This window comes from Sphaerisporangium sp. NPDC004334 (assembly GCF_053602655.1).
The window spans coordinates 230,414-246,270 of sequence record NZ_JBSGDZ010000014.1 but is presented as its reverse complement, the minus strand read 5'-3'; the positions used below and the strand labels follow the sequence as shown (position 1 = coordinate 246,270).

General features: G+C 68.3%; 16 protein-coding genes, 1 tRNA gene and 1 pseudogene. 10 read left to right on the top strand and 8 right to left on the bottom strand.

The window, feature by feature from the left end:
* Window positions 1-58: 58 nt before the first annotated feature.
* Window positions 59-574 (top strand): annotated as a pseudogene (locus ACWEN6_RS20375) (site-specific integrase); the annotation flags it as partial.
* A gap of 311 nt (window positions 575-885) precedes the next feature.
* Here the strand turns inward: ACWEN6_RS20375 and ACWEN6_RS20370 are convergent.
* Both ACWEN6_RS20370 and ACWEN6_RS20365 read right to left on the bottom strand, forming a co-directional pair.
* Window positions 886-1,419 (bottom strand): RICIN domain-containing protein, encoded by a 534-nt coding sequence (locus ACWEN6_RS20370; protein WP_452571779.1) that lies wholly within the window; start codon window positions 1,417-1,419, stop codon window positions 886-888.
* 208 nt (window positions 1,420-1,627) lie between these two features.
* Window positions 1,628-1,783: a hypothetical protein gene (locus tag ACWEN6_RS20365; RefSeq protein WP_452571826.1), complete on the bottom strand. Its 156-nt coding sequence runs from the start codon at window positions 1,781-1,783 to the stop codon at window positions 1,628-1,630.
* Window positions 1,784-1,972: 189 nt separating this feature from the next.
* Here ACWEN6_RS20365 and ACWEN6_RS20360 point away from each other — a divergent pair, with 189 nt between their 5' ends.
* The 4 genes from ACWEN6_RS20360 to ACWEN6_RS20345 all read left to right on the top strand — a co-directional run bounded on the left by ACWEN6_RS20360 (window position 1,973) and on the right by ACWEN6_RS20345 (window position 5,944).
* Window positions 1,973-2,512: a hypothetical protein gene (locus tag ACWEN6_RS20360; RefSeq protein ID WP_452571777.1), complete on the top strand. Its 540-nt coding sequence runs from the start codon at window positions 1,973-1,975 to the stop codon at window positions 2,510-2,512.
* The gene (locus ACWEN6_RS20355) at window positions 2,509-3,432 is read left to right on the top strand and encodes a hypothetical protein (protein WP_452571775.1); all 924 of its coding nucleotides are present in this window, start codon (window positions 2,509-2,511) and stop codon (window positions 3,430-3,432) included. Before ACWEN6_RS20360 ends, ACWEN6_RS20355 begins: the two co-directional genes overlap by 4 nt.
* A 36-nt stretch (window positions 3,433-3,468) precedes the next feature.
* Window positions 3,469-4,854 carry a hypothetical protein gene (locus tag ACWEN6_RS20350; protein ID WP_452571774.1) on the top strand — a complete coding sequence of 462 codons (1,386 nt, stop codon included), beginning with the start codon at window positions 3,469-3,471 and terminating at the stop codon, window positions 4,852-4,854.
* 496 nt (window positions 4,855-5,350) lie between these two features.
* Window positions 5,351-5,944 carry an AbiV family abortive infection protein gene (locus ACWEN6_RS20345; protein ID WP_452571773.1) on the top strand — a complete coding sequence of 198 codons (594 nt, stop codon included), beginning with the start codon at window positions 5,351-5,353 and terminating at the stop codon, window positions 5,942-5,944.
* On the opposite strand, the gene ACWEN6_RS20340 is transcribed toward ACWEN6_RS20345, so the two are convergent.
* The 4 genes from ACWEN6_RS20340 to ACWEN6_RS20325 all read right to left on the bottom strand — a co-directional run bounded on the left by ACWEN6_RS20340 (window position 5,918) and on the right by ACWEN6_RS20325 (window position 7,577).
* A tRNA-Ala gene (locus ACWEN6_RS20340) sits at window positions 5,918-5,990 on the bottom strand. The genes ACWEN6_RS20345 and ACWEN6_RS20340 overlap by 27 nt on opposite strands.
* A gap of 15 nt (window positions 5,991-6,005) precedes the next feature.
* Window positions 6,006-6,731 (bottom strand): HAD-IA family hydrolase, encoded by a 726-nt coding sequence (locus ACWEN6_RS20335; protein ID WP_380831030.1) that lies wholly within the window; start codon window positions 6,729-6,731, stop codon window positions 6,006-6,008.
* Window positions 6,732-6,788: 57 nt separating this feature from the next.
* Window positions 6,789-6,908, bottom strand: coding sequence for a DLW-39 family protein (locus tag ACWEN6_RS20330; protein ID WP_211264163.1), 120 nt, complete (start codon window positions 6,906-6,908; stop codon window positions 6,789-6,791).
* Window positions 6,909-7,184: 276 nt separating this feature from the next.
* A complete protein-coding gene (locus tag ACWEN6_RS20325) occupies window positions 7,185-7,577 on the bottom strand; it encodes a DUF3224 domain-containing protein (protein ID WP_452571772.1) in 393 nt (130 codons plus the stop codon).
* Window positions 7,578-7,804: 227 nt separating this feature from the next.
* Here ACWEN6_RS20325 and ACWEN6_RS20320 point away from each other — a divergent pair, with 227 nt between their 5' ends.
* Entirely contained in the window at window positions 7,805-8,782 is a 978-nt protein-coding gene (locus tag ACWEN6_RS20320) for an acetylxylan esterase (protein ID WP_380831032.1), read from the top strand.
* A 55-nt stretch (window positions 8,783-8,837) separates the two neighbouring features.
* Here the strand turns inward: ACWEN6_RS20320 and ACWEN6_RS20315 are convergent, their stop codons facing one another.
* Complete coding sequence (locus tag ACWEN6_RS20315; RefSeq protein WP_452571771.1) at window positions 8,838-9,632, bottom strand: IclR family transcriptional regulator; 795 nt, start codon at window positions 9,630-9,632, stop codon at window positions 8,838-8,840.
* A gap of 105 nt (window positions 9,633-9,737) precedes the next feature.
* Here ACWEN6_RS20315 and pobA point away from each other — a divergent pair, with 105 nt between their 5' ends.
* Genes pobA through ACWEN6_RS20300 form a run of 3 tightly spaced genes read left to right on the top strand, consistent with a single transcriptional unit; the run spans window position 9,738 to window position 12,770 of the window.
* The gene (pobA, locus tag ACWEN6_RS20310) at window positions 9,738-10,943 is read left to right on the top strand and encodes a 4-hydroxybenzoate 3-monooxygenase (protein WP_452571770.1); all 1,206 of its coding nucleotides are present in this window, start codon (window positions 9,738-9,740) and stop codon (window positions 10,941-10,943) included.
* A 29-nt stretch (window positions 10,944-10,972) separates the two neighbouring features.
* Window positions 10,973-11,821, top strand: coding sequence for an MBL fold metallo-hydrolase (locus tag ACWEN6_RS20305; RefSeq protein WP_354852185.1), 849 nt, complete (start codon window positions 10,973-10,975; stop codon window positions 11,819-11,821).
* Window positions 11,822-11,825: 4 nt separating this feature from the next.
* Window positions 11,826-12,770: a DUF72 domain-containing protein gene (locus ACWEN6_RS20300; protein ID WP_452571769.1), complete on the top strand. Its 945-nt coding sequence runs from the start codon at window positions 11,826-11,828 to the stop codon at window positions 12,768-12,770.
* A gap of 63 nt (window positions 12,771-12,833) precedes the next feature.
* On the opposite strand, the gene ACWEN6_RS20295 is transcribed toward ACWEN6_RS20300, so the two are convergent.
* Window positions 12,834-13,889 carry an endo-1,4-beta-xylanase gene (locus tag ACWEN6_RS20295; protein WP_452571767.1) on the bottom strand — a complete coding sequence of 352 codons (1,056 nt, stop codon included), beginning with the start codon at window positions 13,887-13,889 and terminating at the stop codon, window positions 12,834-12,836.
* An 852-nt stretch (window positions 13,890-14,741) separates the two neighbouring features.
* Between ACWEN6_RS20295 and ACWEN6_RS20290 the strand changes: the two genes are divergently transcribed.
* Window positions 14,742-15,845 (top strand): ATP-grasp domain-containing protein, encoded by a 1,104-nt coding sequence (locus ACWEN6_RS20290; protein WP_452571765.1) that lies wholly within the window; start codon window positions 14,742-14,744, stop codon window positions 15,843-15,845.
* Window positions 15,846-15,857: the final 12 nt, after the last annotated feature.

Below are 15,857 nucleotides of genomic sequence, written 5' to 3'. Positions count from 1 at the left end.
CTCCTCGCGACTTTCGGCAGTCTGCGATGGGGTGAGCTGACCCGGGCTTCGCCGGCGAGACCTCGACCTGGAGGCCGGAACCGTGCGGGTGGAGCGGCAACTCATCCACATCACGGGCAAGGGCCTGGTCTTCACCGAACCCAAGTCGGCGGCGGGGAAGCGGACGATCGCGATCCCGGCGCTGATCATCGCAGACTTGAATGCCCATCTAAGAGACTTCGCGCAGGACGGCGACGATGGGCTGATCTTCGCCGGGCCGGATGACGGGCCGCTGTGGAACAGCAACTTCAATCGGCGGTTCTGGGGCAAGGCGCTCGCCAAGGCCGGATTGCCGAAGATCCATTTCCACGACCTTCGGCATACCGGCAACACGTTCGCCGCGAACGCCGGCGCGTCCATTCGAGAGCTGATGGACCGGATGGGGCACTCCAGCACCCGGGCGGCGATGGTCTACGAGCACGGCTCACACGAGCGTCAGCGCGAGGTGGCGAGCAAGCTCGACGGCCTCGCTAAGGACCAGCTCACGAAACCATCGGGCACGCAGCGGGCACGGAAGTCGAAACAGGGTGGATGAAATGCGAAACCCAGGTCGGGATATACATCCTGACCTGGGTTTTCTTTGGGTGGAGCCTAGGAGATTCGAACTCCTGACATCCTGCTTGCAAACGGGAGCCAGTCACGACGTAGAGGGCTTCTCGCGCTGCTCAAGTGGTAGTTGCGGACCGGTGGCGTGTGGTCATGTGAGACGGCGTTGCTGTATCCCGCTGCTGTACGCGCACCCGGCCGGAGGCCGGTATGGGGATCTTGCCGTGATGGTCCTGCACTGGACGGACATGCGTACAGGACCAGTGGCACCAGCAGTCGTAAGGGATGGGGCGATCACGCCTAGATGGCGTTGGACAGAGTGAAGTGCCACAGTCTGTCGGCGGAGTTCTGGTCCAGGTCGAGATAGATGTGGTCCCAGGTGGTGGAGGCCTCGTAGCTCTGGAGCGTTATCGCAAGCGCGGGGTTGGTGCGTGGACGGAGACTGCCCCACTCGGTGTTGACGTTGGTTTCGGCCACCTCGTCCCGGCGAGACCAGTCTTGCAGGGGCGAGTCGTCACAGGTCTTGACGACCACGGTGTCTCCTGCCACTGGAGCACCGCTGGCAGGCTGGAGGCACTTGCCGGCCACTTCGTTCTTGAAGATGTAGAAACCGTTGGCCTTCTCGATGATCGTCCAGCGGGCTGTCCTGTACTGCTGCAGGGCTGGAGACCGTACCGTGAAGGCCCGCGTCGCTTCGGCTACCGCGTCGCCCGAGAGCGCAAGGTGGCTACCGTCCATCCGGTTATTGATGCGTGAGTTGAAGGTCGTGGTGTCGGCATGGGCGGCAGGCGGGAACGTGACGAGGGCGATGGTGATCGCAGTCGAGGACAGCACAGCGCAGCGCCTGATGCTCGGCATGGGCAAGCTCTCGCTTTCTTCAGGTCCTGTAGGGACCGGGCTGAAGTATGTGGCTGCACGTAGTCAACCTGGATCATGAATCCGAGTTGGGCCACCAGGCATAAAGCCGTGTGAAAGACCAGGTCGAAGGATCTTGACTGCTGGTCCAAGGGGGGTGCGGGCTAGGGCGCGTATTTGGTTGTGATCAAGGGGTGGTTCTGGTGAGGTCTTTGATCCAGATCATCGCGGCGCGGAGGTGGAGGCCTGCGAGGTAGCTCGCAGGGGTCTTGTCGTAGCGGGTGGCGATGCCTCGCCAGGCCTTCAGCTTGTTGATCAGGCGTTTGACGGTGTTCCGCGTCACACACGACGACCTACCGGATCAGGCCCTGCCGCAAGGGCGAAGGCCAAGAATTGATCACAACCCGATACGCGCCCTAAGCCGATGAATCGGTGAACACGTCAGGCGTGGTGATCTTACTTTTGGTACGCGTTCCGCTACCGTCTGCATCTCGTAGTACGAGATCATCCGCTCGATCGCGGGAAGAAGGACATGTACAGCATTCGCCTACCTGGCTCTCTTGCCATGCTCGCGTCGGCCGCGTTGATCGCGGCCACCTGCGCTCTCACCCCCGCAGCCACCGCGACAACGTTCCCTACACCCCATACCTCGGCAGCCCAGTCGGATCCGCCGCCGAAGGAAGAGCCCTGCCCCGGCGGCGAGCCGAAGCCGTGTGGCGCGTCATCTCAGGAACGGGGCGGTGTCGAGTCCGGGCGTGAGGACGCCAAGAAGGACGCCGCCGAGGCAAAGAAGGACATCGCCGAGGCCAAGGAGCAGGTCAAGCAGTGTGCCCCTGGATCGGCGCAGGGTAAGCAGTGCATGGCGAACCTCATCGGTGCGGGCGCCGACGAGCATGCGGGCATGGACAACGTCCGGCACGAGTTGGACACCTTCCGGCCCGGTCCATCTGACAACGCCGGAGCGGTGATGCACTCCGCCTGCGCGGCGTTCGCCGCCGACCTGCCTCCGGCTCTGAAAGCCTCCGACACCACCGGCGAGCTGACCGGTGTCTGCGAGTTGATGAACCAGTGATCACGGTCAAGAGCCTGACTCGGACACTCCCCACGACCGCCCTGATCGCGCTCATGCCGGTGGCCGCGTTCGCCGGACCTGAACCGCGCATCCCCACCGTCCAGGCCTTCGCCGGCGACAAGCCTCTACCGTCGGCGCGCCCGGTGACCAACTACTGCGCGACCCACCCCGGCGGGTGCCGGTTCAACATCGACACAGCGTCGTCCGGGGATTTCTACAGCGCCATCAAGTCGCTGGGTAACGCGGCCATCAACTGCACCGATGACGACATCAACGTGGAGCGGGTAATCACGCTGAAGACCGGTAGCAGTGACAATCTGGGCGGCGAGATCACCGGCAACATCTCGGTCGAGGGACAGATCAACGCCTCCGGCGAGGTGTCGGCTGGAGTGAACGCCGAAGGCAGCGGCAGCTTCGACACCCCGAACAAGCAGCAGGGCCCCAGTGCCACCGTCGGAGCCAAGGCTGGCGCCAACGGCAGCGGCAAACTGGCCGGCTCGCTCGGTCTCAAGGGCGCCTTCCAAGGTGCCTTCAAGCTCCAGTATCAGCATGGCTGGACCAGCGAGCACACCGAGTCGACGACCTACAAGGCCAAGGTGCGCCCAGGTGACGCGCTGACCTTCGCGGCCAGCGCCGCCATGCAGCGCATCGCCGGGACGATCAGCGCTGGTGGAGGGCTGAACCTGCGCAACATCGTGGTCACCGGGCCGTCCAGCGTCAACACCAGCACCTTCTACGCCGAAACCTTCGTCATGCCCGGCAACTCCTGCGAGCAGGTGCATCCTCATGCCAAGACCGCCGTGGACGACAACACCAACTCGCCCCCTCCTCGCCTGGTCGACCTGCTGACGCCCGTTCCCGCGCTGCCACCGGATTCGCGACTGAAGGAACGCATCGTGCTCCCCGTCCGGCGTTTCTAACCGTCCTGTCTGAGCACTCATCCCGTGGAGATCATCGTGAACGTCACACACCCACGTGTCGCGCTCGGCATGGTCCGGGCCGCCGGTGTCGCGGTAACCCTGTCCCTTGCTGTGTCCGCCACAGCTCACACCTCCCACGCTGACACAGCAGGCACTCAGCCCGTCGGGGTCATCAACGGCGACTTCACCCTTCCCGCCTTCCCTGGGGGCAACGTGAACTGGGCCGCGGTCCAGGGTTGGTCCGTCGGTTCGACCTCCGGATCCGGCACGGCGTCCGGCGTCGGACGATACGCCGGCACCCAGTCGGGGCACCCGGACGGCCAGGTCGCCGTCATGCTGCGCTTCCCCACAGCCAACTACGGGTTCAAGCAACGACTGCGCGGCGTACGCGCCGGCGCCCAGGTCACCGTCACCTTCGACGACAGTCCCGGTATCGCCGCCGCGTGCACCCCTGCCGCTGTCGCCCAAGGACAGCCTTACACCATCGAAGGAGCCGGCGGACAGCCCAGCGAGCGAACCACCGCCCCCGACCCGGACAAGAAGCTCAACACCCTGGGCAAGGGCGTCTGGCGCCTCGGGCAGACCTTCACCTTCACCGCCTCCGAGCACGAACCACTGCTCACCTTCACCTCCCAGGTACCGAACTCCGCCAACGCCAACGGCAACTGCGGACCGATGATCGCCAACGTGCGGGCGGTGCAGGTCCCTCCGCCGGTCGACAAGACCATCTCCAAGACCGCCCTGCCGCCCTCCCAGGCCTTCTACGGCAACGACAACAGGCCGGTCACCGAGGCCGTCAACTACTGCAACAGCACCCCGGACAAATGCACTTTCACCCCAGACAAGGCCTACTCCTACGCCTACTACGAGCCTGCCCAGCTCAACGGCGACACCTACATCAACTGCACCCGCAACGCCCTCACCCGCACCCGACCGGTCCCCTTCACTGGACGTTCCTACGGTGACCTGCCCACCGCGGCGGCACTGCCCGGTGCCACGTCGAACGGCGGCACCACGACGAGCAACATGTCTCAGCAATTCGCCGCCGGAACCGCGACCCCTCCCTGGACGACCTCCGCCACAGGCAACATCACCGAGATCCTCCAACCCTCGGAAGCCTCCTGGATCGAGACCCAGGCCGGCCGCCGGCGTACCGAGGGCTGGTTTAAGTCCAACCCCACTCCCGCCGACCCCAACACCGACTGGCGCCTGTACACCGTCCTCGACTACCCCGCCACCGAACTCTCCGACCGCGTCTACCAGCGCACCGGCCCGATGACCGCCTCGGAGAAGCAGCGGTGCCAGTCTGACCGCCCCACCGCCTCCACCCCCGTCGGCGCCACCACCCCCGCCGGCACCAATCGCACGCTCCGCCTGGCCTCCTGGCCGTCCGCGCCCCGCCCGCGCACCAACGGCGACTGATGGGGGATTGGCAGCAAGAATAGAAGAAGTGCCCTGCAGCATTTGCAGGGCACTTCCCATGCAGGCAAGGTCTCTCTCGCATCCCCTGGGAGCTAGGAAAACCTCTCCAATCACAGTCTGGGCTGGCTGTTTCGCTGTTCGTACGGTCCAGAGCATGCGTGCGCGAGCCGTTGCACAGCCGCGCATCCAATCGGGCTTGGCCGCTGGCGCAAGCGAAATGCGGACGTCAGCCGTGGTCGCGCGGTGGGCCGGGGTGAGGGACGAACCCCGGACCTTCGATCGCCCTCAACCCGCGCGGTGACCAGCCACAGCGCGATCGCAACCTGTATCGGTGTGATGGCCCACCCCTAGCTCAGCCACGACAACGGGATCTTAATGAGGTGCCATCCGAGCAGGGGGATGTTATCGACGTGCCGTAGTCGAGCGGTCTCCGTGACGGTGGCCGGCGGGACAGGAAGCAGGTAGCCGGCGCCCAGTCGAGCATGACGAGGGCCGAATGGAGCGCCTTCCACCGTCTTACTGGCGGCTTCTGTCGGCCCTCGGGCGCGCGGGGCGGTGCGTGCCCGGACCGGCCGAAGAGCCGCAGCCGGGCACGCTTGCCGAAGCGGAAGAGCGGGCAGATCTTGAAGCACTCCTAAAGAGGGCGCTTAAGTCTCACACGCCCAAGCTTGACCAAGTCAGGTACGTCTTGGAGCTCGTTCTCAACTTCAGATCAGCGATCTACGCAGCTCTCCTGGACGAAGATTCGGAATGGGAGGTGGAGGACCTCGCCAAGGATCTTAACCAGGCGAAACAGGATGGGCTTTACGTGGATATCGAGGATGGCATCGTGAAGAAACCGTCCGTGGTGATCACTTCCGAGAGGGCGGCCTTGGTCCTCGTGAAGGTCAGGGCTGCCGTAGAGGCTGTCACGCCCAACCAGGTTGGGGGGCACCAGGATCCCGCGAAGCCTCGGAGATGGGAGACAGGTGAACGGCTAAGGCATGTCCGTTGCTGTATTTCGCTGCTGTACGCATCGAAAGAGGCCACTTCCCGATCATGGGAGGTGGCCTTTGAGCTGGGGTGGAGCCTAGGAGATTCGAACTCCTGACATCCTGCTTGCAAAGCAGGCGCTCTGCCAACTGAGCTAAGGCCCCTTGTCGGTGGACAGCTTACCGGGAGGAGGTGGCTACTGGTGCGTTGGCGGGGTCGCCGTCGAGGACGAGGGCGGGGAAGTCGGCGATGGAGTCGATGATCGTGGTGGCGCCGCCGCGGAGGAGGCGTTCGCGGCTGTGGACGCCGGACAGGACCCCGGCCACGACGGAGGCGCCCGCTCGGCTGCCGCAGAGCATGTCGCTCTCGGAGTCGCCCACGACGGCGACCTGGCGGACGTCGTCGACGCGCAGGCGCAGCAGGGCCGTGAGGACCATGTCGGGCCAGGGGCGGCCGCGGCCGGCGTCCTCGGGGCAGAGGGCGAGGTCGATCTTGTCCATCCAGCCGACGACTCCGAGGACGCGGCCGAGGGTGCGGCGGCTGAAACCGGTGATGACGCAGATCTTCACGTCGGCGGCGCGGAGCTTCTCCAGGGCCTCGACGGTGCCGGGGACGGGGAACAGGCCGGCGCGGTCGATGGCGTCCTCGTAGGAGCGCTCGAAGGTGAGGTTGGCCGCCTGGGCCTGGGCCTCGTTGGTGGGGAAGATGCCGCGGAAGACCTCGATCTTGGGGCATCCCCGGGACCGATGCACGTGCACCATGGCGCGCGCATATGCCCCGGTCCCGGGGACTATGCCCTGCGTCGCGATCGCCTCGGCGAACGCCCGCTCCACCATGGCGATGTCACCGATCGTGGTGCCGGCCAGATCGAGGCAGGCGAGCTTGATGGGTGAGGCGTCGGTCATGCCGTCACCTCCGCCTTGATCCAGAGCCATCACGCACCCGCTCGGCTGCCCGGGTGGTCAGTTCTCGCTGCCGGTGGCCTCAGTCCACAGGTCGAGCTCGGCGCGATCGGCCTGAACCTTGCGCCAGACCAGCAGCCCCCCAAGGGCGACGAGCGCGAGAACGAGCAGCTTCTTCACGGTGTGACCCCACTTCTCAACGGTCCCATCAGCCAGGGATGGGACGACGCCGGGTTCCTAACAGATGCTTGCAGCCTAGCAAGGGATCGGCTTCCTCCCTTGTTCGGCGGAGAAGCGGTTGTCCACAATCTTCTGATACGGAACCCGCTTCGCGGCATCCGTTACGAGTATCGGCCCTTCAGGTAAGAGCCGACCAACGGCTTGATCAGGGGCTACTCCGTACAAGGTCAGGATGCTCCGGTGCGCGCCCGGTGTCCAGGCCCGTTTTCGACCGGGTCAGGCCAGGTCGTAGTCGAGGGTGTAGGTGTGGGCGCCGTCGTCGTTGGTGATCTGGCCTCCGCCGCGGATGCCGAGGAGTTCGCCGGTGCCGGAGTCGGGGACGACGGTCCAGCTCAGCGACTGTTCGCCGGCCGATCCTGTGGCGCTGTGGTGCAGGACGAAGGTGCCCTTGCGGCCGTGGAGCGTGCCGGTGAAGCGTTCGAGGCCCACGTAGGCGGCCGAGCCCTCGACCTGGGTCATGGCGGTGAGGATGTCGGTGGTGCTGCCGCCCTCCAGGTCGCCGCGGAAGGTCTTGGTGATGTGGACGCGCGACAGCGTCGCGCCCTCGCGCTCGTCGTAGGTCTCGGGCTCCCAGCCCTCGATGTCGAACGCGCCGTTCGCTCGTGGCACAGCGGCCTCCCTGCTCGTGATGGTGATGCGGTGGTGATGGGGTAACTCTGCCGCGCATGGCTGTCAGCTCCTGGCAGGTTCCGTCCGCCCATCGAATCGCCCGAATACGCATATCTCCGGACATCGACCGGCACATCACCCCGCCGATAGCATGCGAACCGCGGCGCGCGCACGTCACCGGGGCGCCATCGAGCGGTCGGTGACCTCATTCACCCTGGGAGAGGTATATGGCCCTGTTCGACCTGCCGTTGTCGGAACTGCGCGAGTACCGTCCGGAGCGCGACGAGCCTGCGGACTTCGACGCGTTCTGGAAGAAGACCCTCGACGAGGCCGCCGGCCACGACCTCGCGCCCGACTTCGCCGACTTCGACGCCCCGCTCACCGGGGTGCGGGTGCAGGACACCACCTTCGCCGGTTGGGGCGGCGACCCGATCAAGGCGTGGATGCTGGTGCCGGAGGGCGCCGGCCGGGTGCCGTGCGTCGTCCAGTACATCGGCTACTCCGGCGGGCGCGGGCTGCCCGTCGACCACACGGTGTGGCCGGCCGCCGGCCTCGCGGTGCTGGTGGTGGACACGCGCGGCCAGGGCGGCGCCAACATCTACCACCCCGGTTCGACCGGCGACCCGCACGGCGGCGACCACCCCCAGGCGCCCGGCATGATGACCAGGGGTGTGCTCGACCCCGAGCAGTACTACTACCGCCGCGTCTTCACCGACGCCGTGCGCGCGGTGGACGTGGCCGCCTCCCACCCCGCCGTGGACCCCGAGCGCATCGCGGTGGCCGGCATCAGCCAGGGCGGCGGCATCGCGCAGGCCACCGCGGCGTTGCAGCCGAAGGTCAAGGCCGCGCTGATCGACGTGCCGTTCCTGACGCACTTCCGCAGGGCGGTGGAGATCACCGACAGCTTCCCCTACCAGGAGCTCGTGCAGTTCATGTCGTCCCTGCGCGACAGCGAGGAGCGGGTGTTCCGCACGCTGTCGTACTTCGACGGGCTGAACTTCGCCGCCCGCGGCCGGGTGCCGGCCCTGTACTCGGTGGCGCTGATGGACCTCATCTGCCCGCCGTCCACGGTCTTCGGCGCCTACAACCACTGGGCCGGGCGCAAGGACATCTCGGTGTACCCGTGGAACGGCCACGAGGGCGGGGGCAGCCGGCAGCGCGACGAGCAGCTGCGCTACCTGCGGGAGCTCTTCTCCATCGGCTGACGCAGGACGCTCTCCGCGAGGCGAGCCGGGTCGTCGCCCGGCTCGGCTCGCCGGCTCAGCTCGCCGGCGGAGACGCCGCGTACGCGCGGGCGATCTCGCGCGCCGTGGCCAGCAGCGGCTCGACCAGCCGGGGCAGCTCCCGGGCCCTGCGGGAGGAGACGACGACGCCGAGGGCGGCGATGGGCACACCGTCGCCGCCGCCACCCTCACCATCACCGCGGTCCCGGTGGATCGGGGCCGCGACCGAGCAGGAGCCGGGCGTCATCTCCTCGTAGGTGAAGGCGTACCCCTGGGCGCGCACGGAGGCCAGCTCGCGCGCGAGCCGTCCCGGCTCGGTGACGGTGTGCGGGGTGGGCCTTTCGAGCGTGCGGGCGAGATAGGACGTGACGAACCACTCGGACTCGTAGGCGAGGAGCACCTTGCCGACGCCGGTGGGGTGCATGGGCAGGCGCCCGCCCGTGCGGGAGACGATCGGCACGGCGCGGCGCCCGTACACCTTGTGGACGTAGAGCACCTCCATTCCGTCACGCACCGCCAGATGGACGTTCTCGCCGGTGTCGGCGTACAGGTCCTGGATCCAGGGGTGGGCCACCTCCAGCAGGCGGCGCGGCGCGAGCTGGCCGAGCTCCCAGAGCCGGTGCCCGATGTGGTAGCGCCCGCGGTCGTCGCGGCCGAGCATCCGGGCGGCCTCCAGCTCGCGGGCGAGCCGGTGGACGGTGGTCAGGGCCACGCCGCTGCGCCGCGAGACGTCGGTGAGGGTGAGCGCGCTGTGGTCGGCGTCGAAGGCGGCGAGGACGGCCAGCAGGCGGGAGGTCACCGATCGGCCGGGTTCGCGGGATCCTCCGGCCATCCACCCTCCCCTGATCGTCCACAGGCTGTGGATATTGTGCCACTTTTCCGCTGAGTGGAAGCGCCCTCTCGTGTCCCCGCCCCACGGCGCAGGATGCTTCGTCGTATGCGCACTCAGGTCGGCATCATCGGAGCAGGCCCCGCGGGCCTCCTGCTTTCCCATCTCCTCCACCGTAGGGGCATCTCCTCGGTGGTGCTGGAGCGTCACAGCCGCGACCACGTGGAACGCCGGGTGCGGGCCGGCGTCCTGGAGCAGGGCACGGTCGACACCCTCGTGGCCGCCGGCGTGGGCGACCGGCTCCGCCGTGAGGGCCTGCCGCACCAGGGCATCGAGCTGAGGTACGGCGGCGCGGGGCACCGCATCGCGTTCGAGAAGCTCGTCCCGGGGCGGTCGATCACCGTCTACGGTCAGCAGGAGGTCGTCAAGGACCTGATCGCCGCGCGACTCGCCGACGGCGGGGACGTCCGGTTCGAGGTCGACGATGTGATCCCGCACGATCTCGGCACCGACCGGCCGTATCTCACCTTCGGCGGTGAGCGGCTCGACTGTGACTTCGTCGCCGGGTGCGACGGCTTCCACGGGGTCTCGCGCCCGTCGATCCCGGCGGGCGCGCTGACGGAGTACGAGCGGGAGTACCCCTTCGCCTGGCTCGGCATCCTGGCCAGGGTGCGGCCGTCGGCGGAGGAGCTGATCTACGCGCGCACGGACCGGGGCTTCGCCCTGCACAGCATGCGCTCCCCGGAGGTCAGCCGCTTCTACCTGCAGGTGGCCCCGGACGAGGACGTCGCGGCCTGGCCCGACGAGCGCGTGTGGGCGGAGCTGAAGGCCCGCCTGGAGACCGTCCCCGGCTTCGTCCTGGCCACCGGGGAGATCCTGGAGAAGAGCGTGACCCCAATGCGGAGCTTCGTGGCCGAGCCCATGCAGTACGGGCGGCTATTCCTGGCCGGGGACGCCGCGCACATCGTCCCGCCGACCGGCGCCAAGGGCCTCAACCTGGCGGTGGCGGACGTGCGCGTGCTGACCGAGGCGCTGGCCCTGTGGTACGCGACCGGCTCGCGCGACGCGCTGGACGGCTACTCGCGGACGTGCCTGAGCAGGGTGTGGCGGGCCCAGCACTTCTCCTGGTGGATGACGACGCTGCTGCACACCTTCGACTCCGAGGACCCCTACGGCCGGCGCCTCCAGCTGTCCTACCTGGACTACGTGACCTCGTCGGAGGCGGCGGCGACGACGCTGGCGGAGAACTACGTGGGGCTGCCCTTCGAGCAGTCCCCGACCCCCGGAGGGCTCCCTCCCGACCACTTTGCATAGCCTGAAATATCAGGGAACGGGGGGTCGAAATGTCTGATCCGACCGAAGCGAGCGTGTACTTCATCGGCAACGCCACGACGCTGATCCGCTGTCAGGGCTTCACGCTGCTGACCGATCCGAACTTCCTGCACCGGGGGCAGCGCGCGTACCTCGGCTGGGGCATCAGCACGCGCCGCCGCACCGATCCGGCGATGGAGATCGGGCGGCTGCCGGCCATCGACGCCGTCGTGCTGTCCCACATGCACGGCGACCACTGGGACCGGGTCGCCCGCCAGGGCCTGGACCGGCGTCTGCCGATCTTCACCACCCCGCACGCCGCCGAGCGGCTCAGGCGTCAGGGGTTCGGCAACGCGATCGGCCTTTCGACCTGGCAGGACCGGGTGATGCTCCGGGACGGCCGCCGCCTGAAGATCACCGCGCTGCCGGCGCGGCACGCGCCCGGACCGGCCGAGCGTCTGCTGCCGCCGGTCATGGGCGGCATGCTGGAGTTCGGCGGGGAGGACGGCAAGGTCGACCTGCGCCTGCACATCAGCGGGGACACGCTGCTGGACGATCGCCTGAACGCGATCCCCCGGCGTTTCCCCGACATCGACGTCGCCATCGTGCACCTGGGCGGCACCAAGCTGCTCGGCACTCTGCTGGTCACCATGGACGGGATGCAGGGCGCCCAGTGGGTCGAGCTGATCGGCGCCGACCACACCGTGCCCGTCCACTACGACGACTACGAGGCCTTCAGCTCGGGGCTGGACGACTTCCGCCGGCACGTCAACCGCCTCGGGCTCGCGGACCGGGTGCACTATGTCGCCCGCGGCGAGACCTACCACGTCCTCGGCCGCAGGACCGGACGGGCCGGACGGGCCGGGCGCGAGAGCCACTGACGCGATGGGCGAGGTCCTCGTCGGCACGGCGTCGTGGACGGACAAGACGCTGCTGGCGTCGGGCTGGTACCCGCCGCAGGTCACGACGGCCGAGGAGCGGCTGCGGTTCTACGCGGGCCACTTCCCGCTCGTCGAGGTCGACTCGACCTACTACGCGCCGCCCTCGCAGGAAACCGCGCGGTTGTGGGCCGAACGGACCCGGCCGGGGTTCGTCTTCGACGTCAAGGCGTTCTCGCTGCTCACCGGCCATCCCACCCGTCCGGCGGCGCTGCCGCGGCGGCTGCGGCCGGGCGGCGACGCGGAACCGGCGGCCGGCGGGGACGGCGCGGGGAAGAAGAACCTGTACGCGGCCGACCTTCCGCCGGACGTCGTGGACCAGGTGTGGGAGGCGTTCGTGTCCGCGCTGCTGCCGCTGCAGGAGGCGGGCAGGCTCGGGGCGGTGCTGTTCCAGTTCCCCCGCTGGTTCCCCATCGGCGGGCGCAACAAGCGGTACATCCTGGAATGCAAGCGCCGCTGCGAGCCGCTGCCCATCTCGGTGGAGTTCCGCAACCGGACGTGGATGTCCGCGGAGAACCGCGCCGAGACGCTGGACTTCCTGCGTTCGTACGCCATCCCGTACGTGTGCGTGGACATGCCGCAGGGACACCCGTGCTCGGTGCCGCCGGTGGTCGCGGCGACCTCCGGCCTCGCGGTGGTGCGGTTCCACGGCCACAGCGCGAAGTGGACCAGCCACGACATCCACGAGAAGTTCGGCTACCTGTACTCGCCGGAGGAACTGCGGGAGTGGTCGCCGCGGCTGCGCGAACTGGCGGGCGAGGCCGACACCACGCACGTCCTGCTGAACAACTGCTACCGCGACTACGCCCAGACCAACGCCGGGCAACTGGCCGCTCTGCTGCGGGACGCGGCGGACGTCCCGGTACGTCCCGCGCCCGCGCCGTCCGAGTGAACCTTCCCCGGGCCCGGCTCCGGCGGCCGCCCGTTGGACGGCCGCCGGAGCCGGTCTTCGGGCTCAGGCCCTGCGGACGCCGAGGAGGGCGTCGTAGGCGGGCTTGTGCGCCAGGTTCTCGTCCGTGATGCAGGCTGCGCCCTCACCGGTGAAGACGCCGGGGACCCACGAGTGGCGGTCGGTGAAGCCCCAGACGGTGAACTCGACGCAGCGCCGGTTGGCGGCGCAGGTGGACAGCATGCGCCGGTAGTAGTCGGCCTGGGTGGCGAGCTTCTCCGGCGTGACCGGCAGGACCATGCGCACGTCCGCCTCGGTGATCGCGGCCTCCAGGCCGAGGTCGGTGAACTGGCGCATGACGGCAGGGAAGTCGCCGGGGTAGTCGTACTGGATGCCCAGGTGCCCCTGGAAGCCGATGCCGTCGATCTGCACGCGCTTGGACTTGAGGTCCTTGACGATGTTCAGCGTCTGGGTGATCTTGGCGGTGTTCCACTCGAGGTTGTAGTCGTTGATGTAGAGCTTGGCGTGCGGGTCGGCCTGGTGCGCCCAGCGGAAGGCGTCGGCGATGTAGCCGGGGCCGAGGGTGGTCAGCCAGATGCTCTGGCGCAGGTTGCCCTCGTCGTCCACCACCTCGTTCACCACGTCCCAGGCGCGGATCTTCCCGCGGTAGCGGCCCACCTCGGTGAAGATGTGGTCGCGGAGGATCCTGCGCAACTCCTTGGCGTCGATGCCGCCGTCGGCGACGCCTTCGGTGAGCCAGGCGGGAATCTGGTTGTGCCAGATGAGGTTGTGCCCGCGCACGTGCTGGCCGTTGCGCTGGGCGTTCCTGACCAGCGCGTCGGCGCCCTCCCAGGTGTAGACGCCGCGCTGGGGCTCCACCGACTCCCACTTCATCGCGTTCTCGGCGGTGACGTGGGTGAACTCGCGGTTGAGCAGTTGGCGGTAATCGGCCTCGTCGGCCAGGGCGGTGACGTCGACGGCCGAGCCGATGTACACCTTCAGCTTGTGCGCCAGCTCGCGCAGGTCGTCCGGCGCCCTGCCGCCGCCCGTGCCGGCGTTCGCCGGCGAGGGTACGGCCAGCGCGAGCGCGATGGCGATCAGTCCCAGCATGAGACGTTTCATGGATCCTCGCTCGTGATGTTCGATGACGACTTCGTAGCCCCCGACGGCAGGTCATGGTCCCGGCGTTCCGAAAGTTTCGGACCATTCCCGAGATGTTTCGTGCGGTGCCCTGCAACGTAGATGTAACGCAGGCGATCGTCAACGGGCGGGGCACGGACGGAGACCGGTGGAGCGATCCGAGGGGCGCGGGCGTGAAACTTTCGCGGCCCTCTTCCGGGATGGCGTCCGAAATGCCGGAGGGCTTTCGGACCCGCTTCCCAGGGCGGTCGCCGCGCGCGGAGGTCGCCGCCACCGGCGTCCGCGCCCGCCCGCGAGGGACCGCGGCGGACGCCACGCGAGGCGGCCGGCGAACGCGCGCGCCCGTCCGGCGCTGCCTGCACGAACATGATTCAGTCTCAGATCTTGTGGATGATCGGCCGGGCGTATCACCCTTCGGTGGCCGCAATGGTGAAATGCGCACGAGCCGGCGAATGACATGGTGCGGCGCCTTGTTTTCGGTCATGGCGCGCCGTCCCAAAATAGGGCGGCGTCCGCATCGGCACTCGAGGGAGAAGCGCGCGGAGCCTCCCCTACCGGATTTGTCTACCTGCGGAAACACCGCTTGCAGAGCATGCTGACTCGTGCTCTTATTGAGTCACGAACTCCCCACATAGCAGGTCAAAGCCGTCCTTTATGCATCTACGCCTCATCTTGTCGATAAACAGCCGACATCCTGACTGATGGAGGTGCGTTCGTGAACAGCATGGTGATTTCGCGTGAAGCGTCGATGGATGACGCTTTCCGCCCGCGCACGGCCGCGGATGGACATTGTTAGGGCCTGTCGGTGGTTCGGCATATGATCTTTCCGGCCGCGTGCCCATGCCCCCGGTCACCGTGGACCTGCGCTCGTCGCGCGGCACCGTGACATGGTCGCCACCGGAGCCGTACGACCCCCTGACCGCGACTCCGTGCGTCGTCCTGGCCGACCGGGCCGGGTGCGGCGAGTTCCTCCTCCTGCAGACCCTGTTGTGCCGTCTCGGCGTGCCGAGCGTGCGGATCGACGCCGAGGGCGTGTCGGCGTTGGACCTGTCGTTCCGGCTCGACGGCGGCTCCCTCACCCTGGACGACGGCTTCCTCACCCTGGACGGCCGCCGCGTCGCCCCGACCGTCGTCTGGGCGCGGCACTTCTCACCGCGGGCGATGCCCCGCACGGGCGACCCGGCCGCGGCCATGGTGCGCGCCGACTCGTGGACGGCCCTGGTGCGGCAGCTCGCCTCGCTGGCGCCGTCGAGCCTGCCCGGAGGGCATCCCGGCCACCTCGAACAGCTCGCCGGCGCCGCGCGGGCCGGCGTCCGCGTTCCCGAGACGGTCGTCACCACCGACCCCGCGGCGGTTCCCGCGCGCTCGGCGGCCCGCCGGTTCGTGGTCAAGGTGGTGGACGAGCACTTCATCGAGACGGCACCGGGGCTGCTGCTCGGGGTTTTCCCGCAGGTTCTGGAGCGCGAGGCGCTGGCGCGCCTGCCGGCGCCGGACTTCCCCGTGATGGTGCAGGAGCACGTCGAGCACGACGCGGAGCTGCGGGTCTACTACCTGGACGGCGCCGTCCACGCCTACGCGGTCGACAAGCCTTCGCCCGACTCGCCGTGGCGCGAGGATGCCAGGGTGCCGGTCACGCCGACGGCCGTCCCCCCTGCGGCGGCCGCGGCCGTCCGCCGGCTCGCCCGGCTGTGGGGGCTGGCCTACGGCGCCTTCGATCTGCTCCTGGCCGGGACGGAGGTGGTGTTCCTGGAGGTCAACGTGGACGGCGACTGGCGCTGGTTCGAGTCCAGAGCCGGCGGGACCGCCGTCTCGAACGCCGTCGCGCTCATGATCAGAAAGCGCCATCTGGACGCGCTGCGGAGCGCCGACGCTCCCCCTCCGATCGAGATCGTCGACTTCCTGCTCCTGGGCACGCCGATGGCCGGTGGGGCGCGGTGACCGTCACAGCGA

Coding starts and splice junctions, on each gene's coding strand:
- ACWEN6_RS20360 (WP_452571777.1), top strand. CDS start 1,973: ATGTACAGCATTCGCCTACCTGGCTCTCTTGCCATGCTCGCGTCGGCC.
- ACWEN6_RS20345 (WP_452571773.1), top strand. CDS start 5,351: ATGGAGCGCCTTCCACCGTCTTACTGGCGGCTTCTGTCGGCCCTCGGG.
- ACWEN6_RS20335 (WP_380831030.1), bottom strand. CDS start 6,731: ATGACCGACGCCTCACCCATCAAGCTCGCCTGCCTCGATCTGGCCGGC.
- ACWEN6_RS20320 (WP_380831032.1), top strand. CDS start 7,805: ATGGCCCTGTTCGACCTGCCGTTGTCGGAACTGCGCGAGTACCGTCCG.
- ACWEN6_RS20315 (WP_452571771.1), bottom strand. CDS start 9,632: ATGGCCGGAGGATCCCGCGAACCCGGCCGATCGGTGACCTCCCGCCTG.
- pobA (WP_452571770.1), top strand. CDS start 9,738: ATGCGCACTCAGGTCGGCATCATCGGAGCAGGCCCCGCGGGCCTCCTG.
- ACWEN6_RS20305 (WP_354852185.1), top strand. CDS start 10,973: ATGTCTGATCCGACCGAAGCGAGCGTGTACTTCATCGGCAACGCCACG.
- ACWEN6_RS20300 (WP_452571769.1), top strand. CDS start 11,826: ATGGGCGAGGTCCTCGTCGGCACGGCGTCGTGGACGGACAAGACGCTG.
- ACWEN6_RS20295 (WP_452571767.1), bottom strand. CDS start 13,889: ATGAAACGTCTCATGCTGGGACTGATCGCCATCGCGCTCGCGCTGGCC.